At 56.6% G+C, this 22,493-nt stretch carries 20 protein-coding genes; 3 read left to right on the plus strand and 17 right to left on the minus strand.

The window, feature by feature from the left end:
* Nucleotides 1-78 precede the first annotated feature (78 nt).
* The 9 genes from BLW21_RS09865 to BLW21_RS09905 all read right to left on the minus strand — a co-directional run bounded on the left by BLW21_RS09865 (nucleotide 79) and on the right by BLW21_RS09905 (nucleotide 9,513).
* Nucleotides 79-543, minus strand: coding sequence for a hypothetical protein (locus BLW21_RS09865; protein ID WP_175470917.1), 465 nt, complete (start codon nucleotides 541-543; stop codon nucleotides 79-81).
* Between the two features lie 173 nt (nucleotides 544-716).
* Nucleotides 717-1,229 carry an RNA polymerase sigma factor gene (locus BLW21_RS09870; RefSeq protein WP_092739480.1) on the minus strand — a complete coding sequence of 171 codons (513 nt, stop codon included), beginning with the start codon at nucleotides 1,227-1,229 and terminating at the stop codon, nucleotides 717-719.
* Nucleotides 1,230-1,421: 192 nt separating this feature from the next.
* On the minus strand, nucleotides 1,422-2,564 hold the full coding sequence (gene dnaJ / locus BLW21_RS09875; RefSeq protein ID WP_092739482.1) for a molecular chaperone DnaJ: 1,143 nt from the start codon (nucleotides 2,562-2,564) through the stop codon (nucleotides 1,422-1,424).
* A gap of 187 nt (nucleotides 2,565-2,751) precedes the next feature.
* Nucleotides 2,752-3,294, minus strand: a complete 543-nt coding sequence (locus tag BLW21_RS09880) for a nucleotide exchange factor GrpE (protein WP_092739484.1) — start codon at nucleotides 3,292-3,294, stop codon at nucleotides 2,752-2,754.
* 160 nt (nucleotides 3,295-3,454) lie between these two features.
* Nucleotides 3,455-4,450, minus strand: coding sequence for a GTPase ObgE (gene obgE / locus BLW21_RS09885; protein ID WP_092739487.1), 996 nt, complete (start codon nucleotides 4,448-4,450; stop codon nucleotides 3,455-3,457).
* A gap of 185 nt (nucleotides 4,451-4,635) precedes the next feature.
* A complete protein-coding gene (locus BLW21_RS09890; RefSeq protein ID WP_092739489.1) occupies nucleotides 4,636-5,259 on the minus strand; it encodes an adenylate kinase in 624 nt (207 codons plus the stop codon).
* Nucleotides 5,260-5,393: 134 nt separating this feature from the next.
* Entirely contained in the window at nucleotides 5,394-5,942 is a 549-nt protein-coding gene (gene hpt, locus BLW21_RS09895; RefSeq protein ID WP_092739491.1) for a hypoxanthine phosphoribosyltransferase, read from the minus strand.
* Between the two features lie 205 nt (nucleotides 5,943-6,147).
* A complete protein-coding gene (locus BLW21_RS09900; protein ID WP_092739493.1) occupies nucleotides 6,148-8,343 on the minus strand; it encodes a sodium-translocating pyrophosphatase in 2,196 nt (731 codons plus the stop codon).
* 255 nt (nucleotides 8,344-8,598) lie between these two features.
* Nucleotides 8,599-9,513, minus strand: a complete 915-nt coding sequence (locus BLW21_RS09905) for a M20/M25/M40 family metallo-hydrolase (RefSeq protein WP_175470918.1) — start codon at nucleotides 9,511-9,513, stop codon at nucleotides 8,599-8,601.
* Nucleotides 9,514-9,624: 111 nt separating this feature from the next.
* Between BLW21_RS09905 and BLW21_RS09910 the strand changes: the two genes are divergently transcribed.
* Together BLW21_RS09910 and BLW21_RS09915 are read left to right on the plus strand one after the other, a co-directional pair.
* Complete coding sequence (locus BLW21_RS09910; RefSeq protein WP_092739497.1) at nucleotides 9,625-10,938, plus strand: tetratricopeptide repeat protein; 1,314 nt, start codon at nucleotides 9,625-9,627, stop codon at nucleotides 10,936-10,938.
* 269 nt (nucleotides 10,939-11,207) lie between these two features.
* Complete coding sequence (locus BLW21_RS09915; RefSeq protein WP_092739499.1) at nucleotides 11,208-12,590, plus strand: hypothetical protein; 1,383 nt, start codon at nucleotides 11,208-11,210, stop codon at nucleotides 12,588-12,590.
* A gap of 341 nt (nucleotides 12,591-12,931) precedes the next feature.
* Here BLW21_RS09915 and BLW21_RS09920 read toward each other — a convergent pair whose 3' ends face one another.
* The 4 genes from BLW21_RS09920 to BLW21_RS09935 form a co-directional block, all read right to left on the minus strand.
* Nucleotides 12,932-13,885, minus strand: a complete 954-nt coding sequence (locus BLW21_RS09920; protein WP_092739501.1) for a GNAT family N-acetyltransferase — start codon at nucleotides 13,883-13,885, stop codon at nucleotides 12,932-12,934.
* Nucleotides 13,872-14,729 (minus strand): carbohydrate deacetylase, encoded by an 858-nt coding sequence (locus BLW21_RS09925; RefSeq protein ID WP_092739504.1) that lies wholly within the window; start codon nucleotides 14,727-14,729, stop codon nucleotides 13,872-13,874. The genes BLW21_RS09920 and BLW21_RS09925 overlap by 14 nt, the downstream gene beginning before the upstream one ends.
* A 57-nt stretch (nucleotides 14,730-14,786) precedes the next feature.
* The gene (locus BLW21_RS09930) at nucleotides 14,787-15,179 is read right to left on the minus strand and encodes a MaoC family dehydratase (protein WP_092739506.1); all 393 of its coding nucleotides are present in this window, start codon (nucleotides 15,177-15,179) and stop codon (nucleotides 14,787-14,789) included.
* Between the two features lie 146 nt (nucleotides 15,180-15,325).
* Complete coding sequence (locus BLW21_RS09935) at nucleotides 15,326-16,396, minus strand: glycosyltransferase family 4 protein (protein ID WP_092739508.1); 1,071 nt, start codon at nucleotides 16,394-16,396, stop codon at nucleotides 15,326-15,328.
* Between the two features lie 327 nt (nucleotides 16,397-16,723).
* On the opposite strand from BLW21_RS09935, the gene rffA reads away from it, so the two are divergent.
* Nucleotides 16,724-17,881, plus strand: coding sequence for a dTDP-4-amino-4,6-dideoxygalactose transaminase (gene rffA, locus BLW21_RS09940; protein ID WP_092739510.1), 1,158 nt, complete (start codon nucleotides 16,724-16,726; stop codon nucleotides 17,879-17,881).
* 20 nt (nucleotides 17,882-17,901) lie between these two features.
* Here the strand turns inward: rffA and BLW21_RS09945 are convergent, their stop codons facing one another.
* The 4 genes from BLW21_RS09945 to BLW21_RS09960 form a co-directional block, all read right to left on the minus strand.
* Nucleotides 17,902-19,035: a glycosyltransferase family 4 protein gene (locus BLW21_RS09945; protein WP_092739512.1), complete on the minus strand. Its 1,134-nt coding sequence runs from the start codon at nucleotides 19,033-19,035 to the stop codon at nucleotides 17,902-17,904.
* Complete coding sequence (locus BLW21_RS09950; protein WP_092739514.1) at nucleotides 19,035-20,282, minus strand: glycosyltransferase; 1,248 nt, start codon at nucleotides 20,280-20,282, stop codon at nucleotides 19,035-19,037. Before BLW21_RS09950 ends, BLW21_RS09945 begins: the two co-directional genes overlap by 1 nt.
* Before the next feature lie 31 nt (nucleotides 20,283-20,313).
* Nucleotides 20,314-21,465 carry a glycosyltransferase family 61 protein gene (locus BLW21_RS09955; protein ID WP_092739516.1) on the minus strand — a complete coding sequence of 384 codons (1,152 nt, stop codon included), beginning with the start codon at nucleotides 21,463-21,465 and terminating at the stop codon, nucleotides 20,314-20,316.
* 10 nt (nucleotides 21,466-21,475) lie between these two features.
* A partial coding sequence (locus BLW21_RS09960) for a glycosyltransferase family 2 protein (protein WP_217633852.1) occupies nucleotides 21,476-22,493 on the minus strand: 1,018 nt, incomplete at its 5' end.

Raw genomic sequence — 22,493 nt, forward strand, 5'->3', positions numbered from 1 at the left:
GGAATAAGGAAGGTTAGGCGTTCTAAATGTAGCGTTTTCTGAATTCTTAATTGGGCGATTTTCAACCAACAGGCCGCCTCAGTCCCGCAACTCGCGCAGGGCCGCTTCCAGCTGGTCGAGGTAGCGGCCATAGCGGCGCTGGTGCTCCTGGCGGCCCGTCAGGTACGCGGCATATATCAGAGCCAGCAAAACGACCAGCCCGCCCCCAGCCACGCTCAGGTGCCAGCCCCGGTCGGGTTGGCCCGGCTGCAGGTAGGCCCACACGTAATCCCACCGGAATGCCACGACGAACACCGCCAAAAAGAACAGGGTCCCGACGCCCACATAATCGTGCAGGCGCATCAGCTGCCGAAATCTGGTAATGCGGGTTTTCAAAAAGTGGTAGAGATTGGCCTGCTGCTGCTCCATTTGGCGGATGAGCTTTAGCCGCTGGTACACAATCAGCCCGATAACGCACAGCACCAGAAATATACCGGCCCCAAACAGGTACATTATAGCCACGTGGCGAAAGAATACCAGCACATCTAAAATGATCAGTGCCAAACCGGCAAGCACCAATTGCAACTCCCGGGAAGCATTTTTTTTCAATCTAATCAGCGGGTTGGAGGAGGTGTGGGAAGTAAGCATGGCGCGGAGAGCTTGTTCAGAGGTTAGAGAATCAGTGGCAGGACCAGCGGGCTGCGCCCGCCACTGGCGACGTAAATCATCGAGTTCCATCAGGCGGGTTGGGTTAGGAGTTGGCGGAGCTTATCCTGCACGCGGTGCATTTTCACGCGCACGTTGTTTTGGGTAATGCCGAGGATGTCGGCCATTTCGGCGTAGGAGCGCTCTTCGAGGTAGAGCAGCACGAAGGCCTTTTCCACGTTGGAGAGCCGCTCAATGGCCCGGTAAAGCTGGGCCAGGTCATCGGGGTCGGGGCCTTCGGGCGGGGGCGCGGCGAGGTCGGGCAAATCGGGGCCATTGAGGCTGGCGGCGGCCGGGTGGCGGCTGCGGCGGCGCAGGTCCGATATAGCCACGTTCAGCGCTACCCGGTACAGCCAGGTGCCCACCTGCACCTCGGGGCGGGCCTCGTAGTGCGGCCACGCCCGCCACAGCTGCAGCACCATTTCCTGGTACAGGTCCTGCCGGTCGTCGGCATCGGCGCAGTACAGGCGGGCCACCCGCCGCAGCCGGGGCTGGTGGTCGTTCAGCATTTCCAGAAATTCCGGCGCAAACGGGGCAGATACCATCGGGAGGATATTTGCAGTATATATCGGCCGTTTTCGACACGCATTACAAGTCGGGTCAAAAAAATTCTCGCAGAGGTTCGCGCAGGGATGCGCGAACCTCTGCGAGAAAACGCAAAACGCCCACCCCAAAAGAGGCAGGCGTTGTTGGCTACTATTAAATCAGCACGAAAGTCAGCGCCAATCCACAGTTATTTACTGAAAGTACTCCTTCACTTTCTCGAAGAAGCCCTTATCGTTTTTACCGGGGCTGGGCATGAAATTGCGCGAGTCGCGCAGCTTTTCGAGTAGCTCGCGCTCCTCGTTGCTCACATTTTTGGGCGTCCAGACGTTGAGGTGGATAAGCTGGTCGCCGCGGCCGTAGCCGTTGATGTCCTTGATGCCCTTGCCGCGCAGGCGCAGGATTTTGCCCGGCTGGGTGCCTGGCTCGACTTTGATCTTCACCTTACCCTCAATGGTAGGCACTTCAACACTCGAACCTAAAGCAGCATCGACGAACGAAATGTACTGCTCGAACATAATATTGTTGCCGTCGCGGCGCAGCAGTTCGTGGGCCTCCTCCTCAATCTGAATGAGCAGGTCGCCGGGTACGCCGCCGCGCTCGGGGTAGTTGCCCTTACCGGTCATGCTCAGCTGCATGCCCTCGGCCACGCCGGCCGGAATGTTGATGGGAATAACCTCCTCGTGCAGCTGGCGGCCGTCGCCCTTACACACGTCGCAGGTGCTGGTAACCACTTTGCCCTCGCCCTCGCAGGTGGGGCAGGTGCTGGCGCTTACCATCTGGCCGAGCATGGTGTTTACCACGCGCTTCACTTGGCCCTGGCCGTTACAGGTGCCACAGGTTTTCAGGTCGGTACCGTTTTTGGCGCCGGTACCCGAGCACGGCTCGCAGGCCACGTAACGCTTCACCTTGATCTTCTTCTCAACGCCGTTGGCCACTTCCTCCAGGTCGAGCTTGAGCTTGATGCGCAGGTTGGAGCCCTTACGCACACGCCGCCCGCCCTGCTGGCCCCGGCCCCCCCCGAAGAAGCTCTCGAAGCCACCGCCGCCGAAAATGTCGCCGAACTGACTGAAGATATCCTCCATGTTGGGGCTGCCGCCGCCGTTGCCGCCCATGCCCTGGTGGCCGTACTGGTCGTAGCGGGCGCGCTTCTGCTCGTTGCTGAGCACCTCGTAGGCCTCGGCCGCCTCCTTGAATTTATCCTCGGCCGTGGGGTCGTCGGGGTTTTTGTCGGGGTGGTACTTGATGGCCACTTTACGGTAGGCCTTCTTAATCTCGTCGCCCGCCGCGTTTTTGGCCACGCTCAGCACTTCGTAATAGTCTCGCTTGGTTGCCATATTTGTTAAGCTGTTAGCTGCCAGCTACTAGCTGTTAGCTTTTGGTCTGCTTCTCATTTTCGCCTGATGATTAGATCGAAAGCGGTAGGTATCTATCCGTGAGCGAATACTCACTAGTGTTGCGCTTATGCGCGGTCCTCGGTCAAACAGCCCGAAAGCTGACAGCTAGTGGCTGGCAGCTCAGGTTCTACTGGCCCAGCACCACTTTAGCGTGGCGCAACACCTTGTCGCCCAAGTAATAGCCCTTCTCCACCTCGTCCACAATCTTTCCCTTCAGGTCTTCGGAAGGAGCCGGAATCTGGGTAATGGCTTCGTGTAGCTCAGAGTCGAAGGCGGTGCCTTTCGCCTCCATTGCGACCAGCCCTTTCTGCTGCAGGGTTTTCTGCAGCTTGTTCTGGATAATATCCACGGCTTCGCGCACGGCGTTGGCGTCGTCCGTAGCCTGGGTATGGTGGCGGGCCCGCTCGAAGTCGTCGAGTATGGGCAGCAGGGCTACCATCAGTTCCTGGCCGGCCGTTTTGAACAAGTCGATGCGCTCCTTGGAAGTGCGACGCTTGTAGTTCTCAAACTCGGCCGCCAAGCGCAGGTACTTATCCTTGAGGTCGGCCAACTCGTTGCCGGCCGCAGATGCGTCGGCTTCGGGCGTCGCCTCGTCGGTCATTTCGCCAGCCGCAGTGGCAGCGGGGTCGGTCATATTGTCGTCCTGGGGCAGGTTCTGGTCGTCAGCCATAGTCGTAAAATATCGGCGGAAAGGGTTTTTCACTGGATTGGCCTAAAGGCAGGAGACCGGGTGCAAGCAGCAAGCCAAAGCCCATTTAGCTGTCAGTTTGGCACAGAAACGGGTAGGGTGCGGAAACAAATTTCCGCACCCTACCCGTTCAACTCATGTTCTACTCGGCGTGGAGCGCCGTCCAGATCATGTCCTTCAGGGGCTGAATATTTTTGTTGGTGAGGCTGGAAATGAAAACGGTGGGCAGCTCCGTGGGCAGCGTAGCCTTGATTTCGGCTTCCAACTCCTCATCCAGCATATCCGACTTGCTGATGGCCAGCAGCCGCTGCTTGTCCAGCAGCTCGGGGTTGAACTGCTCCAATTCGCTGAGCAGCACCTGGTACTCGGCGTTGATATCAGGCGAGTCGCAACTGATCATGAAAAGCAGAATCGAGTTGCGCTCGACGTGGCGCAGGAAGCGGTGCCCCAGGCCTTTGCCCTCGGCCGCGCCCTCGATAATACCCGGAATATCGGCCATCACAAACGACTTGTAGTCGCGGTAGGCCACTACGCCGAGGTTGGGCGTGAGGGTGGTGAAGGCGTAATCGGCAATTTTGGGCGTGGCGGCCGATACCACCGAAAGCAGCGTGCTTTTGCCCGCGTTCGGGAAGCCCACCAGGCCCACATCGGCCAGCAGCTTGAGCTCCAGAATCACCCACTCGTCAATGCCCTCCTCGCCGGGCTGGGCGTAGCTGGGCGCCTGGTTGGTAGCCGATTTGAAGTGGTCGTTGCCGAGGCCACCGCGGCCGCCGGGCGTCAGAATCAGGCGCTGGCCAGCCTCCGTAATTTCGAGTTTTTTCTCGCCGGTTTCGGCGTCGCGGGCCACTGTACCGAGGGGCACCTGAATGATAATATCCTCGCCCTGCTTACCGGAACGCAGGTTTTCGCCGCCGCCTTCGCCGGCCTGGGCAATCAGGTGCTTCCTGTACTGCAGGTGCAGCAGCGTCCAGAGTTGGGAGCTGCCTTCGAGAATGATGTGGCCACCGCGGCCGCCGTCGCCGCCGTCGGGACCACCGTTGGGCAGGCCCTTCGCCCGGAAGAAGTGGTGCGAGCCCGCGCCGCCCCGGCCCGAGCGACAATTGATTTTGACGTAGTCGATGAAGTTATTAGAAGCCAATTTTGAAGGAGCTAGAAGTTGGAAGACAGGAGATAGTAGCCCGGTCATCACTAAAAAAACCTGTCATCCCGAGCGAAGCGAAGGACCTTTTACCACCTACGTAATGGTGATAAAAGGTCCTTCGCTTCGCTCAGGATGACAGAAGAAGGGTTCTGCCGCAGCCCGAGCGGGCCGCAGCGGCAAAGTTACGCTTTTACTTCCTTGGTAGCCTGCTGGCTGCCTCCGGGCGTGGCGGGCTGATGCTGGTCGAGGATGGCGCATATCTGGCCGAAAATTTCCTCGATTTCTCCAATGCCGTTCAGAGCGTGAAATTTTTTCTGGGTAGCGTAGTAGCCGGCCACCTGGGCCGTTTCGGTGTTGTACACCGTTACGCGGCGGGTAATTTTAGCTTCGTCCTGGTCGTCGGGGCGGCCCGAGGTTTTGCCCCGCTCCAGCAGACGCTTTACCAGCTCTTCTTCCTTTACTTCCAGTGCCACCATGCACGACACGTGGGTACCGTGTTCAGCCAGCAGCCGGTCGAGGCTTTCAGCCTGGAGTACGGTGCGCGGAAAGCCGTCGAAAATGAAGCCTGCTGCCTGCCCGTTCTCCTTGAGCGCCGAGCCAATCATGCCGATAACCACCTCATCGGGCACCAGCAGGCCTTCATCCATGAGCTTTTTGGCTTTCAGGCCCAGTTCGGTGCCACGGGTAATCTGGGCCCGTAGCAGGTCGCCGGTGGAGAGGTGCACGAGGTTATAGCGGGCAATCAGCTTCTGACTTTGCGTGCCTTTACCGGCCCCGGGAGGGCCGAAGAGTACCAGATTAAGCATGAGTAGCGAGGAGTTACGCGGAAAGAATAAGTGGGGCGGGTTTGGGAAATATAAGCACAGATTAGTGATTAACGATGAGTGATGAGTGATTAGTGGTCGGTGAGGAACCATCACTAATCACTCATCACTATTCTCTAATCACTGCTAACGGCCTGATACACGTCGGGATAATTGCGGCCCAGGCCGTCGAAATCGAGGCCGTAGCCTACAATGAAGTCGTTGGGGATGGGTAGGCCCACGTAGCGCAGCGCAAGCTCGTGCTGGAGGCACTCGGGCTTGAGAAACAGCGTGGCCACTTCCAGCGAGGCCGGGGCCTGGGCCCCGAGCGTGTCGAGCAGCATGCGCATCGTGTGGCCCGTATCCACAATATCCTCTACCAGCACTACATGGCGGCCCTTCAGCTCTTCGGTCAGGCCCAGCACTTCCTTGATTTCGCCGGTGCTACTGGTGCCCGCATACGAGGCGACCCGGATAAAGCACACCTCGCAGGTCAGGCTGATGTGCTTGAGCAAATCGGCGGCAAACATGAACGAGCCATTGAGCACTACCACAAACAGCAGCTGCCGGCCGGCGTAGTCCTGGTTGAGGCGGCCGGCCACGTCGGCAATGGCCGCCGTCAGCTCCCGGGCCGACAAATAAGGTTTAAACTCTTTGTCGTGCAGCGTAATATGGTCGGGATTCATCCGCTTGAGGTTGGGCTCGAAGTCAATAGGCAGGTCAAAGGTAGCTTTTAGTGGTTAGTTGTCAGTGATTGGTTGGTTGACGAAGCGGTAGAACGCGTAGGGTGCGGGGCTTGTCCCCGCCCGTTGTTGAACGGTATGTGCCCACATCGTTCAACAGCGGGCGGGGACAAGCCCCGCACCCTACACCGTTCATTACACTAAATGCCTACCGCACCACCGCCACTGCCACGGCTACCGGAGCCACCACCCGCACATGGGTGGCCGGCACTTCGGGCGCCTGCACCACGCCGCGCGAGGGAGCGGCAATGTGGGGGGCAATAACGAGCGAAACGATGCTCATCAACTTGATGAGGATGTTCATGCTGGGGCCGGAGGTATCCTTGAACGGGTCGCCCACCGTGTCGCCGGTTACGGAGGCCTTGTGGGCGTCGGAACCTTTGTACTGCATCACGCCGTCAATCATCACGCCTTTCTCAAACGACTTTTTGGCATTATCCCAGGCCCCGCCGGCGTTGCTCTGGAAGATGGCCATCAGCACACCGCTGACCGTGACGCCGGCCAGCGTGCCGCCCAGCACCTCGGGACCAAACGTGAAGCCCACCAGCACCGGCACCACGAGGGCAATGGCGCCGGGCAGCATCATCTCCCGGATGGCGGCCTGGGTGGAAATAGCGACGCACTTCTCGTACTCGGGCCGGCCGGTGCCCTCCATAATACCCGGAATTTCGCGGAACTGCCGCCGCACTTCCTGCACCATGGCCATGGCCGCCCGCCCCACGGCCGAAATAGCCAGGCCCGAGAAGATAAACGGAATCATGGCCCCCACGAACAGCCCCGCCAGCACCCGCGCGTTGCTGATGTCGATGCTCGTGATGTTGGCCGTACCCATGAAGGCGGCGAACAGCGCCAGCGAAGTGAGGGCGGCCGAGGCAATGGCGAAGCCCTTGCCGGTGGCAGCGGTGGTGTTGCCCACAGCGTCCAGAATGTCGGTCCGCTCGCGCACTTCTTTGGGCAGGTCGCTCATTTCGGCAATGCCGCCGGCGTTGTCGGCAATAGGGCCAAAGGCGTCGATGGCCAGCTGCATGGCGGTAGTAGCCATCATGCCGGCCGCGGCGATAGCCACACCGTAGAGGCCGGCGCACTCGTAGCTCAGAATGATGCCGGCCGCCAGCACTAAAATGGGCAGCACCGTACTTTCCATGCCCACGGCCAGCCCGCCGATAACGGTGGTGGCGTGGCCCGTGGAGCTTTGGCGCACGATGCTCAGCACCGGCCGCCGACCCATGGCCGTGTAGTACTCGGTGATGATGCTCATCAGTGTACCCACGACCAACCCCACAATCACGGCCCAGAATACGCTCATGGCATTAAACGTAACGCCCCGAATCAGCAGGTCTTCGGTGGGCAGCATCCAGCGGATGATGAAGAACGAGGCCACCGCCGACACGGCCACCGATACGTAGTTACCGAAATTAAGCGCGCCCTGTACGTTGCCGCCCTCCTTCACCCGCACCAGCAGAATTCCAATGAGCGAGGCCACGATGCCCATGCCGGCAATGACCATCGGCAGCAGAATGGGCGAGAGGCCCTGAAACTGGTCGCCGCGGGCAATTACCTCGCGGCCCAGCACCATGGTGGCCAGAATAGTGGCCACGTAGGAGCCGAACAAATCGGCGCCCATGCCGGCCACGTCGCCCACGTTGTCGCCCACATTATCGGCAATGGTGGCGGGGTTGCGGGGGTCGTCCTCCGGGATGCCGGCTTCCACTTTGCCTACCAGGTCAGCTCCCACATCGGCAGCTTTGGTGTAAATACCGCCGCCCACGCGGGCAAACAGGGCAATGCTTTCGGCTCCCAGCGAGAAGCCGGTGAGCACCTCCAGGGCCGTTTCCATTTCGATGCCGTTGGCCGTGCCGCCCTTGTTCACCACGAACAGCTGGTAGAAGACGATGAACAACGAGCCCAAGCCCATCACGGCTAGTCCGGCCACGCCCATGCCCATCACCGAGCCGCCCGAAAACGACACGTTCAACGCATTGCTCAGGCTGGTGCGGGCTGCCTGGGCCGTGCGCACGTTGGCCTTGGTGGCAATCTTCATCCCGATATACCCCGCCAGCGCCGAAAGAAAGGCCCCGATAATAAAGGCAATGACAATCACCGGGCTCGATTTTTCGCCGGTACTACCCAGGTAAAACAGGAAAACCGAAGCAATCAGGCCGAAAATGACCATTACCCGGTATTCCGCCTTCAGAAAAGCAATGGCCCCGTCGGCAATATAGCCGGCAATAGTGCGCATCCGCTCGTCGCCGGCGTCCTGCCGGCTTACCCAGCCCGAGCGCACCCAGGTATACAACAGTGCAAAAAGGCCCAGTACGGGCACAGCGTAAAGAACAAGCGGCATAAGCGGTGGGAAATTGGGATGAGGTTAAAGATGTGTTTTGGTGGGGTAAAGTAGAGTTTATTCGCTAATACTCAATACGAAGCTATTCGCTGAGAGCTGTTGGCTGTTGGCTTTCTGGCACCTAAAAAGGACGTCATCCCAACTATGCGGGCACCGGGCCACATAGTTGGGATGACGTCCTTTCTCGCTTGAGGGCAATAACTCCTACTTGAGCGGAAGCCAACGGCTAACCACTCTCAGCTAACGTCTCAACAGTTACAGCTCCCGCATCAATACCTGGTAAAGGGCCAGCATGCTCTCAATGTCCCGCTTATCCACTATTTCGTCGGGCGAATGCACGTTGTCTTCGGGGGCGCCGACGAAGCACCAGTCCCAGGGCTGAGCACCGTGCTGAAGCTCCTTGGCATCGGAGCCGCCGCTGCCTTCCACCTCCAACTGGTGCGCAATACTCGAGGCTTCGGCAATCCGGCGGATACGGTCCACGTAAGTGCGGCGCGGAATCAGCGAGTCGCGCAGGCTGATGGCCACGCCCTGACCGGGCTGGACGCCTTCGGTTACCCAGGTGATATCCGAAATCAGAGCCTGGTGTACGCCATAGGTTTCATAGATATACTTGGCCAGGTAGGCCACCGAGCCGCCGCCATGCTCTTCCCAGCACGAGAAAACCACGATGCCATGTTCCAGGGTTTCGCACAACCGCAGCGCATTCCAGACGCCCAAGCGGTTGTCGAGGTAGCAGCTCTGCACGGTGGCAGCGGTCTGGCGGAAGTCGCAGTGGAACGTCAGCTCCGTGCCCCGGTCAATGTCGCGGTGGTAGTCGTAGCTCAGCGCGCCGGTGTCTTCGTTCACGACCAGCTTACAGGCAATCTTCCCCTGCGAGTCCTCCCCCACCAGCCGGTAACCGGTTTCGGCTACCGGCCCGCCGATGCGGACCAGTTGCCGGCCGTAGCGCACGGTGAAGCCAATGCTATCGAGGTGCGCAAATACTGCCGTACGCGGATTACCGAACACCAGAATAATACAATCCTGGAACTCTTTACCAGCTACCACGACAGGTGCAGACTGCCACTGCGCCTGATGTTGCTGCACATAGCGGAGCACAAATTCAGTGAGTTGTGTTTCGTGGCCGGCAGGGGCCGGAATCTGGCACATAGTGCGTAAAAGGTCCATCTATTGTATTTTTTTTGTCCAAAATAGCGCTAAAAGTTATACTTTAGCTTTCCCGGCGGGCAGTAACAGGCTCGTTTCAACTTCAGCCCACCGCCGCGACTTGCCGAGCGTATGCATCAATTGTTACAATTATTATTTTTCCTGCTGCTACTGCTTCCCTGGGCTGCCCGCGCCCAGCAACCAGTTGTTACGCCGCCCGAACCAATGCCCTCGGAGGCCACACGTTCGGAAAGCATGCGGCCCGACCCGACCCGTCCCGACCTGTTGCCTGACTCGACCCGGCAGGTGAAGCTGGAAAACGTTGATGTTGCGCCGGCGGCCGTTGATATTTCGGGCTGGCTATTGCTCGACAAGGACATTCAGACCGAGTTGGAAGGAGCCGTTTACAACCTCTATAACTTCAAATACGATAAGGCCGAGCGGCAGTTCCGGAGCCTACGCCGCCGTTACCCCAGCCACCCCCTGCCCTACTTTCTACTGGGGCTTAGTACTTGGTGGAAAATTGTACCCACTAACATTCAGACCAAGCTCTACGACCGGCAGTTCTTCGCCTACATGGATACCACCATTACCAAGGCCGAAGCGCTGTATAAGAAGGATAACCAAAACTACGAGGCCGCCTTCTTCCTGGCCGCCGGTCACGGTTTCGATGCCCGCCTGCACGCCGAGCGGCGCGACTGGCGCAAGGCCACCGTCAGCGCCAAGCGGTCGTTGGAATACTTGGAGAAGAGCAAGGAGGCCAACGGCCTGAGCCCTGAATTCCTGTTCGGCCAAGCGTTGTTTAACTACTACGCCGTCTGGATACCCGAAAACTATCCACTGCTCAAGCCCGTGCTGCTGTTCTTTCCGAAGGGCAACAAGAAGCTAGGGCTGCAGCAACTGCGCAACGTAGCCGAAAACGGGTTTTACGTGGGTCCTGAGGCCCGCACGTACCTCATGCGCATCCTGCTTATCGAGGAAGATAAGCCCGCTGAAGCATTGCCCGTGGCCCGTTATTTGGCTACCACCTACCCCGAAAATGCCTATTTCCAGCGGCATTACGCCAACGCCTGTTTCCGTGAGGGACAGTACCGTGAGTGCGAGCGGGTCAGCCGCGACCTACTCGATAAGCTGGGTCGCGGCCTGCCGGGCTACGAGGCCAATGGCGGCCGTTACGCCACCTACTTCCTGGCATATTTCATGCAGCACAAGTATAAGGACTTGGCCAAGGCCCGCGACTATTATCAGCGCTGCATCGTATTTGCCGAGCAAAACAACGAAACCAACTACGGATTTTACGTGTTTTCCAATCTAGCCCTGGCCCGCCTCGCCGCCGATGCCAAGGAAACTGTTACTGCCCGCCGCTATTATGCTGTTGTACTGGATAAATCCAACCGTAAATCCGACCAATATAAGGAGGCCCGGGAATATCTGAGTGTTAAGTGAGGTATTAGCACAAGATTGTAATAAGCTAAGTGCTTCGGCCGCGTCTAGCATTATATTTTTATGCTGAAGCTGTTTACAAAGTCGGCCATGGTTACGAAATTGTCATGCTGAGCTTGTCGAAGCATCTCTACCGCTTCGTCGCAGTCATCCAACGAAGCGGTAGAGATGCTTCGACAAGCTCAGCATGACCGCCTTTTGACTTTGTAAACAGCTTCGCTGCCTTTGATGCAATCCACACGCTTTGGCCTCCTTAAATATTAGCTCAACCAATGGATTTAAAGGACCTTTTCTTAACCCCATTTTATCTGGCCCTATTCTATGGCCTAGCTTTTGCAGTACGCAAGCGGTTCACGAATCCCCTAACAAAGAAGTACTTTATCCCAGCCCTATCGGTTAAGTTTATAGGGGCTATTTCGTTAGGCATTATTTATCAATTCTATTACGGAGGTGGGGACACATTTAATTATTTTAATGAGAGCAAGATTATTCACGAAGCATTTTTCGATTCTCCCAGTACAGGAATAAAGCTTCTGCTATCTGCCGATGGCATTCCGGATGGATCTACCGCCAAGTATGCCGCTCAAATGCACTGGTTTGCAGCCGAAACAGAATATTTCATTGTGAAAGTATGTGGCTTTTTAGGCCTATTTTGTTTTCACACTTATTCAGTTATAGCGTTAATGTTTGCCTTCATAAGCTTCACTGGTATATGGGCATTATATAACACCTTTTTAAGACTGTATCCCCGTCTCTATAAGAAACTAGCAATTGCAGTTTTCTTTATTCCTTCCGTTTTCTTCTGGGGTTCCGGAATTTCTAAAGATGCTCTTTGTTTGGGTGCTTTAGGATGGATGTTTTTTGCCTTCTACAACTTATTTGTTGCTCGTACTAAAATTATTCATGCCGCTTTAGCATTGCTAATTGCGGGTTTTGTGTTGAAATCAGTCAAGATTTATATCTTGATAAGCTTTATTCCACCAGTTATGTTATGGGTCACTACACAATATAGTGCCCGCATTAAGTCAGGCGCATTACGAGTATTGGTTATGCCTATTATGATCGTATTTGGAGCGGTAGTTGGATTAGCTGTGAGCCAATCTGTTGCCTCTGGTAATAAAAACTATGACTTCGATAAAATTGAGGATAGAGCAACCGTTGCCTCTACCTATCATAACAGTATTAGCCATGCTGACGCCAATAAGGAACGTGGCATGGGCAACTCGGGGTATTCTATGGATAATTTTACAGGCCCTGCTGATATCCCTAAATTGGCACCTAAAGCTGTTATCATCGGTCTTTTTCGCCCGTTTCTATGGGAGGTGAATAACCCGGTAATGCTTCTTTCCGGGTTAGAGATTCTTTGGATCACCTACTTAACTATTCAGGTATTTCGCAGGACAGGTTTATTGCGCACATTTGGCCGAATTGGCAGCACACCCCTTGTGCTGTTTTGCATGGTTTTTTCTGTGCTTTTTGCCATTGGTACTGCTATTACCTCTGGCAACTTTGGGAATTTGGTTCGTTACCGAATTCCATTGTGGCCTTTCTACGTAACAGCTTTATTCATTTTACAGGATGGGATTCCGGTAAAAAAGAAGAAAGGACGACGCTTTATTGCCCGGCCGGCAAATCGGCAATTGGCTGGCATCTAATTCGTAACAGCTTTAAAAACAGTATGGCCAACTCTTACATAGCGTAAGAACTGGCCGTACTTTTTTTAAAGCTGTTTAGCAAACCTACGTTGCGAAGTGAATTTCGGAGGACGGAGCAGTGACTAGCCCCGCCAGCCGTTGCAAGGTGCAATTGACCGGCGGATAAGGGCCCGCAACGTCCCGTGCCAGCGGCGGACGGGGCAAGCGCCGCCCCCACTTCATTCTCCCCAGATGGGGTTTGTTAGTGCCCGGGGAATCAATTACACTGTCATGCCTCAACTTCGCTCAGCAATAACCTTCTGTTGACTTTTTAATCAGCTTCTTTTCAGTAGTTGCCTGCTCTACACGAAGTCCAAGTCGCCAAAGAAAAAGTTGAACGTCACTTTCGCCAGCTCGTCTGTTTCATCTTGGTTTTTACCCTTCACCAGGAAGTCGAACTGGTTGCGCCACACTTTGCGGGCCACGCCCTTGGTGGCCTCGTCAATGAGCGGGTTGCCCATGTAGAGCAAGCCAACTGACACTTGCTTGGCGGCGTACACCCGAGCCTGCTTGATGAGGTGAGCCAGATCGGCTTGCTGGTGAAAGGCCACATCCATCAGTACGAACACGGGCAGTCCTTTCTTCTGGATTTTCTTCAGGAAGGCGTACCCGATTAGCTTGCCGCTTTTCTTGATGGCCAGCGTCACATACTTGTAGTGTTCTGATTTGAAGGTGAGGTAGCGCCAGTTCAAGAACTTCTCGTCCTTTTTCATGGCGTTTTCAAACTGGAAAGTGGGCGTCTGGAAAAACGCGGGGTCCAGTTTGGCTACCACTTCATACTGGCTCCCGGCGGCTATGTGCAGGGGGTTAGTAAAGAGTAGCGTCAGATCGGGGTAAATGCCGTGGCTGTAGCTGTATTTAGCCAGGTAAATGGGCTTAGCTACGGCGTTGGGGAAGGCTAGAAAACAGTCGCCGCCGCGTTCCAGGAAGTCGGTATCGGTTTTTACGTAGAGCTTGCCGAACAGACCTTTGCCGCGCACCTCATTGCTGGTAAGCACCTTCTGAATGAAGCCTGCTTTCCACGGCCGCCCGTTAATTTCGAATTGGGCATCGTTGGAGGAGCACATCCCGCAGGCGCGGCCGCCAATGCGCGAGAGGAAAAAGCTGAAGGAATTGAACGGGTTATTGAAATACCACCAATCGAGGTAGCCCGTGGTCATGCGGTCGTCGTCGTTTTCGACGCGGTTCAGCTCCACTACATCTGCCAGGTCGGCAGCGGTAGCGCGGTGCAACGTGATTTCGTCAGAGTTGGCCATAAGTAGTCAGGGTTACGGTGGGGTCAGCGGCGAACAGGGGCTGACCGGTCAGGATGCGGTGTTCCGCGTAGCATTTCTCGAAAAACGGCTGACGCTGGGCCAGGTCCGTGGGGTAGAGCTGGTCCAGCTCCGGGCCCGGAATGTAGGGATGCACCATCAGCTCGATTACCTCCGCCGAAGCCGGCGCCTCGTGGACCAGTGCCCGGAGCGTATCGGCGGTGTAGTCGGTTGGGGGCGTACTCAGGTCGTGCACCGAAACCAGCAGGTCGTCGGTGCGGGTGCTGATCTGGCGGCGGAACCGTTGGCTGGCATTGTAGAGGATACCCTGCTTCACAAATTTGGGCGGGCGCGTGAGCAGCAGCTTCAGACTCGGGCGTACCGGAATGGCCAGCCGGACGGGTAGCTTTTCGTGTTTCAGCAGGGGCAGCATGGCCCCGAACACCACTGGGTTCATGTGGGTGTGCTGGTGAGAATCAGTGTGCGTGGGCCGGATACCCAGAGCCACCAGTCGGTTGTACTGGGCCTCGAATTCGGCGGCTACTTCGGCCTGCTCCACGCGGCCCAGCAGCAGCTTTTTCATCAGGGCACCGCGTTCCAGAAAGTTGCCCTCCGCATCCACCAGGGAAGCGGATTTGGTGAGCGGGCGACCCTCCGTCAGGCAGAAGTGCAGCCCGATGGCCAGTCCCGGGTTTTCCGCTGCCAGCTGCGCGCCTTCCTCCGTACCGGGCATGGCCACCATCATGGTCGTGCTGGTGAGGTTACCGGCCCGGAAGCTTTCCACAATGGCCCGGTTGACGGGGGTACAGAGCCCGAAATCGTCGGCGTTGATGATGACTTTGCGCATAAGGCAGAAAACGGCCGCCTCCCGGAAGGAGCCGGCCGGCGGGTAAAGCGAAAAAAATCAGGCGTACTTCATGGTGGCTTCACCCGTGAGCACGAGCTTACCGTCCTGATTCACGCAGGTGGTTTGCAGGGTGGCAATGTGCTTCTCCTCGTTGAGCGTCAGCACTTCCACTTCGGCTGTGATGGTGTCGTTGAGAAACACCGGCTTGAGGAACTTGAACGTCTGACCCATGTAGATGGCGCCGGGTCCGGGCAGCTGGGTGCCCAGCACGGCGCTGATCAGCGAACCATACAACATACCGTGACTGATGCGCTGCCCGAACAGGCTGGCCTGGGCGTACTCGTCGTCCAGATGAACCGGGTTCGTATCGAGGGAGAGCTGGGCGAAGGCGCGCACGTCGGCGTCGGTGATGGTTTTGGAAAGCCGGGCTTTCTGGCCGATTTCTAGCATAGAAGCAGGAGTTAATGAGGCAACAAGGTACGGACTGCTACCGGGGATTCATCACCCGGTAACTGCCCTCCCCTACGCAGGTGCCGATGGGTAGTTGCCCTACCGGCCCGGGCCTCGACTACCAGCCGGGCCAATGGATGATTAGTTCAGGAAAACAGGCAGATGAAATTCTCCCTGTTGGAAAGCACTGAGTACCGCTCCCGCACGGTGCGCTGGGCGTTGGCCCCCAGTTGCCGCCGCAGCTCCGCGTCCTCAATCAGCCGGGCCAGGGCCTGGTACCAGTCTTCTTCTGTTTCACAGAGGAAGCCGTCCAAGTTGTTGGTCACGATTTTGGTATTCACCCCCACCGGCGAGGCCACGGCCGGAATCCCCAGCGACATGTACTGCAACGCCTTGAAGCCGCATTTGCCCAACGACAGCGGACTCACCTTCTCCTCCAGGGGCATGACGCCTGCGTTGAACTTTACCAGATCGGCAATTTCGGTAGCCTTACTCCAGGGCACGTAATCGAAGCTCTTGAGGTCCAGCTCGGGGTCCTGGTTGGAAATCACCCGGAACGTGAAATTGTACCTAGACTCCAAGCGGCGCAGCACCGGCAGCAACGAGGCCAGATACACCATGTTGGAGTGAGTACCCGTCCAGCCCAGCACCACTCTCTCGCTGGTTTGCGGATTGGTGCGGTTGTGCAGATTCACAGTGTCGATGGTGGTAGGGTTGAGCACCACGTTGGCGCTGTACTGGCGGGCGTATTCGCACAGAAAGTCGTTGCCGCAGCTAACCTTGTAGCTCCACCCGCAGATAGAGGCCACCTTGCTGTGCCATTTCACCATGGCCGCCATCTGGTTGTGCTTCGACGTCAGCGCCATCCAGATGGCATCGTCGAAGTCGTAAATAATTTTCTTGCCCAGCAACTTGGCAATGAGCCACTCAAAAATGGGCGGCCCGATGGGCGTGACTTCGCGGTGAATGAACACGTAATCGTAGCCCGGCACTTCCAACAAGTGTTTCAGGCGGCGACCGAATCCCTGCACAATGCCCCAGATTTTAGCTACCTGATGGCCCGGCTTGTAAAGAATGCGCCAGGTATCGAGGTTGAGAAAGGAGCGCTCAGTGAATTCAATGCCCCGCTCGCGTAGGGCCGGAAAATATTGCTCGAACCGAAAACGTTGCGATGGAGCTTCCCCGGCTGGATACGGGGTCAGAAAAAGAATCTTCATTGAAAGTGAGTCAGTACAGCAGCCTGGCAACCGGCTTTTCGGGCGGGTCAGCACAGGCACCGAAGGGCCGGCACCAGAGACCGGGCAAAAGTACGAAACTATTCTGGCGGCATTTGCCGTGGCAGCCGCTTCTACCCTACCGAAGTGGCTATATTTGACCTTCGCCTTGCTGCCTTATGCTCACTGCTACGCTGCTGCCTTCCGTTGCCGTTGCTGCCTGCCAGCATAATAGCAGGCGCCCCAAATTCTCGTGTACTCCCACGCGGCAACGGGCCCATCTACGCTCCCCTATCGGATAGTGACAGCAGCCAAAATACCCGACCCGGCATGATTCCCTCGCCCCTGCCCCCCGACTTCATTCCCTTCAACCGTCCCCACCTTGTCGGGCCGGAGCTGGAGTATATCCGCCAGGCCGTGGCGGCGGGTAAGCTTTCGGGCAACGGGATGTTTACCCAGCGCTGCCAACAGTTTTTCGAGCAGCAGTACGGCATTCCCAAAGTGCTGCTGACCACCAGCGGGACCGATGCGCTGGAAATGGCGGCCCTGCTGCTCAACATCCGGCCCGGCGACGAAGTCATCGTACCCAGCTACACATTTACCTCCACGGCCAACGCCTTTGTGTTGCGCGGGGCCCGCATCGTTTTTGCCGACAGCCGCCCCGACCACCCGAACCTGGATGTCACGCGTCTGGAGGCCCTTATCACCCCGCGCACCCGCGCTATTGTGCCGGTACACTACGGCGGCCAGCCGTGCGACATGACCGCCCTACTGGCTCTAGCCCGCCAGCATAATGTCTGGGTGGTGGAAGACGCAGCCCAGGCCATTGAAGCCCGGTTGCAGAACCGCCCCCTGGGTACGCTCGGCCATCTGGCGGCTTTTTCCTTCCACGAAACCAAGAATCTGAGCGCCGGCGAGGGGGGCATGCTGGCCGTAAATGACCCGGAACTGGCAGCGCGGGCCGAAATCATCTGGGAGAAGGGCACCAACCGCGCCGCCTTTGCCCGGGGTGAAGCCGCCCGCTACGAGTGGGTGGACGTAGGCTCCTCCTTCCTGCCCTCGGAACTCAATGCGGCCTACTTGTGGGCTCAGGTGGAAGCACGAGGTATAATTCAACGGCAACGGCAGCGCCTCTGGGAAACGTATGCCGCTGCTCTGGCTCCGCTGGCCGCTACTGGGGCCATTAGTCTGCTGCCCACCCTACCCGATAGTCAGCCCAACTGGCACCTGTTCGCGCTGCTCTGCACTTCAGAAACGGAGCGCGACGCGCTGCTGGCTTACCTGCGCCAACAGCATATTCTGGCCGTTTTCCACTACCTGCCCCTGCACTGTAGCCCCTACTACGCTGCCCGCCACGATGGCCGCCCGCTGCCCCACGCCGACCGCTTCGGCTGGACCCTGCTTCGGCTACCCCTCTACCACGACCTGCAACCCGAACAGCAGCACCGGGTGATTGAAGCAGTCCGGACTTTTTACGAAACCCGTTGAGGCAACCAAACACTTATTGGCTAAGCCAGCAACTCGTCGTAGAGTTGCCCCAGCTGCTCGTAGCTGGTGGCGGCCCGGAACTTGTGGCGCACAAACTTCCGGCCCGCCGCCGCAAATTCCCGGCGCAGGTCAGCATTGGCGGCCAGCCGGAGTAGCGCCTCGGTCATGGCGGGCACATCGCGGTTGGGCACCAACAGGCCCGAACGACCCGATTCGAACAGTTCGGCGGGACCGCCACAGTCGGTGGCAATCAGGGGCGTACCAAAGTAGAGCGCATCGAGGCAGGTGAGGGAAAAGGACTCCGATTCGGAGAAATTCAGCACGATATCGGCTTGCTTGATGGCGGCTTCCACATCCTGCACGAAGCTCCCAAAGGTCACTACTTCCTGTAGGCCGGCTACTGCTACGGCAGCTTCGAGCTGCCGACGGTAGTCGCGGTTTTTTTCCAGGCCCATGTCGCCGCCGGCAAAGTGCAGCCGCAGATTTGACTGTTGTTGGTAAGCGGTTTTGAATGACTCCACCGCAAAGTTCTGCCCCTTCCCGTGGATGTAGTTACCCAGGAACAGGACCCGCACGGTACCATCAGCTCGGGGTGCCAAGTCGGTAGCCGGGTATTTCTCGCCTTCCGGAATCGGGTCAAAAATCACCTTGATATGGGGCAACGGCTCGAAGTATAAGTAAACGGCCTGCGATACACACACCACGCGCTGGGCCAAATGCTCGGCCACCCAGCGCCAAGTGCGGGCCAGCGGCTGCATCTGGGTGTGGGGCAGAAACCGCACGTGCGTCACCAGGGGCCGCCCGGTGAGCAGCCGCGCTACCACGCCCGTCAGGTTGTAGAAGTCATTCATGTGCACCGCCGCGGCCTGCTCCCGCCGCACCAGTGCCGCCAGCCGCCAGCCGTTGAGCAGCAGCATGGGACCATATAGCAGCAGGTTGCGCACCCGCTTGCTGATTTCCACAAAGGGCGCCTCGTGCACCCGGTAACCGGCCGCTTCCAGCACTGCGCGCCCCTTACTCCCGCTTGGCAGCACGTATATGAACTCATAGCGGCCCCGCAGCCGGTCAGTAGCGTTGCGGATGGCCATCAGGGCCCCGGTTACGGCCGTGGAGTTATCGGCAATCAGAATGACAGGCTTGGTTGAATAAGGCATTACTTGGCGAGTACTTCTTCGAGCACAGATACCCACTGGCGGAAAATCTTCTCCCGGGTGAAATCCTGCATGCGCTGGCTGGCCAGCTGGCCCAGCCGCTCCCGCTCAGCGGTGTCGCCGAGCAGTTGGTAGAGCGTTTCCGTCCAGACCCGCTGGTCAGCAGCCAAGCTGGCCGGCTGATTGAGCATGGGCATCAGCATCCCGAATTCGGCTCGTTCGGCCGCCCGGATGGGGGTTTGGGGCGTAGCGGTGCTGGGGGCCAAAATTTCGCGGGGGCCGGTGGGGCAATCGGTGGTTACGGCCGGTACGCCGCAAATCATGGCTTCACCTAGGGCCATCGGGAAGCCCTCCCAAGCCGAGGGAAACACGAACAGCGAAGCCGGCCGGATATACTTGAACGGGTTCTGCTGGAGGCCCAGGAAATATACGTCGTACTCTGTGGTCAGTATTGCCCCGCTCCAAGCCTCGTACACTCGCAGGCCCAACTGGATGGCATGACGGATGAGGTCGTCGCGCAGTTCCCCATCACCTACGAACACGAGTTTGGCTGAGCAGCGTTTGATAAGGGCGGCAAAAGAATCCAAGAGCGGCGCCTGATTTTTCTGAATGGTCAGCCGGCCCGATGTCACGAGCACCGGAGCCGAATCATATACCGCCTGCTCCTGCGGTGTCAGCGCCTCCCGCGACTTTTCCTCGATCTGGGCGACTTCGAAGAAGTTGTTGATGGTGATAAGCTTCTCCGGCTTCACTCCGAAGCCTTCAATAAGTTCGGGGTTGATGTCGCGACTCACCGTTACAATTTTATCAGCGCGGTTATAAAGGCCCGGCATGAGCACTTTTTTGCGCAGCCAGCCCACCAAGCCCGTAATATTGCCGTCGTGCAGCTTGGAACCATGAATGCAGAGGACCACCTTTTCCGGACCCTTGCTCAGCAAATTCACGTAATCAGCCCCTTCCAAGTGGCTCACGCATACGTCGGTATGCAGGCGGCGCTTAAGCGCCCGCAGCCGCCCAATACGCCGGCCAAAGTTGCGGATTTTATCCACCGGACTGCCGCCCCCCGCCACTTCCAGGCTCCGCACCTCATTGCCGCTGGGGTACATGTCGCCGCCATCCAGGTTGAACACGGCTTCCGTGACGGTGTAATGCTTGGCGAGCTCCACGCTATGGTCGTGAAATACGCGCTGCGCGCCCCCCAGGCCTAGGTTGGAAATTAGCAGGAGAAGGTTGTGCGAAGCAGGGGGCATACTCTATCTATACTAAAGGAAACAAAGCGTACTAACGCTTAATAAGGCTCTCAATTCGCTGCCGTAACTCCATTGGGTTGGCATAGAAACCTCCAGAATATTTACTAGTACCAACCTCACCAATTAGACCATCATACTGATAACCCAACTGATCAGCCATCAAAATGTAATGAAAAGGGAAATATGTAGAAGGGGGATAAATTTCCAGCAAACCCATCGAATACCCACTACGGAACAGCATGTTAGTCAGACCGGCACCATGAATTCCCACTACGTATCGGGCTTGGCCCATTACCCGAATTTGCTCGGGTAACGTCAGTAAATCAAAGTCTACTGTTTCAAAGCCGAATTCCCGACATACAGCTTCGACCTCCGCATTATTTTCAATATAACGCAGTCGTTGAGGACTACGGGTTATGAAAATGCGGCGTTCCCCACCTGCTCCCACTCGATCCTCAGGCTGTACCATTTTCAGGATGCGCTGGTAGTAGTGTGGTGTATGAGTAAGCGGTTTGCAGAAATATGTTTTTTTGCTACGGATATACTGCTGGTCCTGCACTATCCAGCGCCGGCTACGCAGGTAAGGGTGCTGCAGAAAATACTGAAAGAACGCCCGGTTATACAGCTTCGCGGAAATCAGAATCGGGATGGAAGGGTCTAAGCCAAGCTTTTCTTCCAGGAAAAAAAGCTTAACCAACACATCATTGTAGAAATGGTAATAGTTCTCCTCCCCAGTATCCCGAAAGGATACGAGTTCATCATACTCCTCCAGAGAGTCTTTCCGCATCTTTTTTATACGGGCATCGGGCTTAGGTAAATACGGTACCCGACTAAAGCCCAGCGAAGGATAAATCAGCTTGTTTTGCTGGGACAAAGCCCAGCCAAACTGCGGTTCAATAATACAAGGGTCTTCGTATATCAACAGGTACTCATCCTGCGTCCAGTTATAATTATCAGCTATCTGCTGTTGTAAACGCTCATCAAGATGAGAAGCGGGTACCGGATGCAACCTGAATGGGTAGGCATCATGCCGAATGGTGAAGTCCTTCTGCTGAAACGGCTGTTCGGGAAACAACCATTTGTCAATTGTTTTAATCCGCAACTTATTCACCTCCAACTGAACATTGCGTAGCAACACCAGCGGAAACGCTTTTTTCAATAACTCTTTGACGCGTGAGGGCATTGGGAACTAGTTAGAAGCTTCGCAAAGCCTGCAGCAAAAATTTGGCCTGTTGTCGTGTCGCTAATGAAAAACCGGCAGCTAATGGACTACGGTAGAAATGCCGGAGTCCGCCTAAGCGTGGCCGGCGATAGGTGTAGCACACCTCGAACCATCGTTGTGCCAACACCCGCTGCAATGCCTGGGGTTCGAACCAAGCTTCCCGAGTGTTATGAGCCAGTAACTTGAGAAGCCAGTTTTCCGCCTCTTGCAGTTCTATCTCAACTTTATGGTCGAGCATGGCAATCGTATTGTGAATCTGCATTTCCCGGTTGGTAAAAGGCAGATTCCAACGGGCCAGTAATTGTTCACGCACTACGTCAGCTACCGTGGCTCGTTCACTTAAGATATCTTTTTTGCGCGTGTCGGGTGGCACCCGGTACTGAATCAGCGCCTCCTGAATGGTGTGGATACGCAACTCGTTTATATACCGGGCAAAAAAATCGTAATCCTCCGTTTGGCGCAGGGTCGCATCATAGTGCATTCCTGATTCACTAAATAGCTCTCGCCTAAGCATCACCGAAGGATTACCCGTCGGCAAGGTAAATAAGGTTGTTACCTTGGCTTCGGCGGGGTGCTCCAAATATCGGTTGAGGTAGTTGCTGGCTCCAAAATTTTGCATCCAGCTACCTACCACATTGATTTCCGGTTGACTTTCCAAAATCGCAACTTGGCGGGCTAACCGGTCGGGATGACATATATCGTCGCCATCCATCTTGGCTATATACTTGCCTTGCGCTTCAAGCACTGCTCTATTATCAGCGCCAGCACGACCTGTGTTGTGGTTACTGACAATCAGTTTTATACGCGCATCTTTCAGTTCTTTGATTTTCTCTACGGTGTTATCAATAGAAGAATCATCAATAACTATAATTTCAAAATTTTGCAAAGATTGATTAAGCAAACTACGTATTGTCTCCTGCACGTATGGCTCAACATTATATAATGGCAGTACAACTGAAACCAGAGGCAACGACATATCTGAGTCTATT

It is taken from the genome of Hymenobacter psychrophilus, assembly GCF_900107135.1.
Taxonomy (GTDB): domain Bacteria; phylum Bacteroidota; class Bacteroidia; order Cytophagales; family Hymenobacteraceae; genus Hymenobacter; species Hymenobacter psychrophilus.

What these genes read in the sequence shown, in the direction of transcription:
- BLW21_RS09870 (WP_092739480.1), bottom strand. Translation starts at nt 1,229, where the DNA reads ATGGTATCTGCCCCGTTTGCGCCGGAATTTCTGGAAATGCTGAACGAC.
- dnaJ (WP_092739482.1), bottom strand. Translation starts at nt 2,564, where the DNA reads ATGGCAACCAAGCGAGACTATTACGAAGTGCTGAGCGTGGCCAAAAAC.
- BLW21_RS09880 (WP_092739484.1), bottom strand. Translation starts at nt 3,294, where the DNA reads ATGGCTGACGACCAGAACCTGCCCCAGGACGACAATATGACCGACCCC.
- BLW21_RS09890 (WP_092739489.1), bottom strand. Translation starts at nt 5,259, where the DNA reads ATGCTTAATCTGGTACTCTTCGGCCCTCCCGGGGCCGGTAAAGGCACG.
- hpt (WP_092739491.1), bottom strand. Translation starts at nt 5,942, where the DNA reads ATGAATCCCGACCATATTACGCTGCACGACAAAGAGTTTAAACCTTAT.
- BLW21_RS09900 (WP_092739493.1), bottom strand. Translation starts at nt 8,343, where the DNA reads ATGCCGCTTGTTCTTTACGCTGTGCCCGTACTGGGCCTTTTTGCACTG.
- BLW21_RS09905 (WP_175470918.1), bottom strand. Translation starts at nt 9,513, where the DNA reads ATGGACCTTTTACGCACTATGTGCCAGATTCCGGCCCCTGCCGGCCAC.
- BLW21_RS09910 (WP_092739497.1), top strand. Translation starts at nt 9,625, where the DNA reads ATGCATCAATTGTTACAATTATTATTTTTCCTGCTGCTACTGCTTCCC.
- BLW21_RS09915 (WP_092739499.1), top strand. Translation starts at nt 11,208, where the DNA reads ATGGATTTAAAGGACCTTTTCTTAACCCCATTTTATCTGGCCCTATTC.
- BLW21_RS09920 (WP_092739501.1), bottom strand. Translation starts at nt 13,885, where the DNA reads ATGGCCAACTCTGACGAAATCACGTTGCACCGCGCTACCGCTGCCGAC.
- BLW21_RS09925 (WP_092739504.1), bottom strand. Translation starts at nt 14,729, where the DNA reads ATGCGCAAAGTCATCATCAACGCCGACGATTTCGGGCTCTGTACCCCC.
- BLW21_RS09930 (WP_092739506.1), bottom strand. Translation starts at nt 15,179, where the DNA reads ATGCTAGAAATCGGCCAGAAAGCCCGGCTTTCCAAAACCATCACCGAC.
- BLW21_RS09935 (WP_092739508.1), bottom strand. Translation starts at nt 16,396, where the DNA reads ATGAAGATTCTTTTTCTGACCCCGTATCCAGCCGGGGAAGCTCCATCG.
- rffA (WP_092739510.1), top strand. Translation starts at nt 16,724, where the DNA reads ATGATTCCCTCGCCCCTGCCCCCCGACTTCATTCCCTTCAACCGTCCC.
- BLW21_RS09945 (WP_092739512.1), bottom strand. Translation starts at nt 19,035, where the DNA reads ATGCCTTATTCAACCAAGCCTGTCATTCTGATTGCCGATAACTCCACG.
- BLW21_RS09950 (WP_092739514.1), bottom strand. Translation starts at nt 20,282, where the DNA reads ATGCCCCCTGCTTCGCACAACCTTCTCCTGCTAATTTCCAACCTAGGC.
- BLW21_RS09955 (WP_092739516.1), bottom strand. Translation starts at nt 21,465, where the DNA reads ATGCCCTCACGCGTCAAAGAGTTATTGAAAAAAGCGTTTCCGCTGGTG.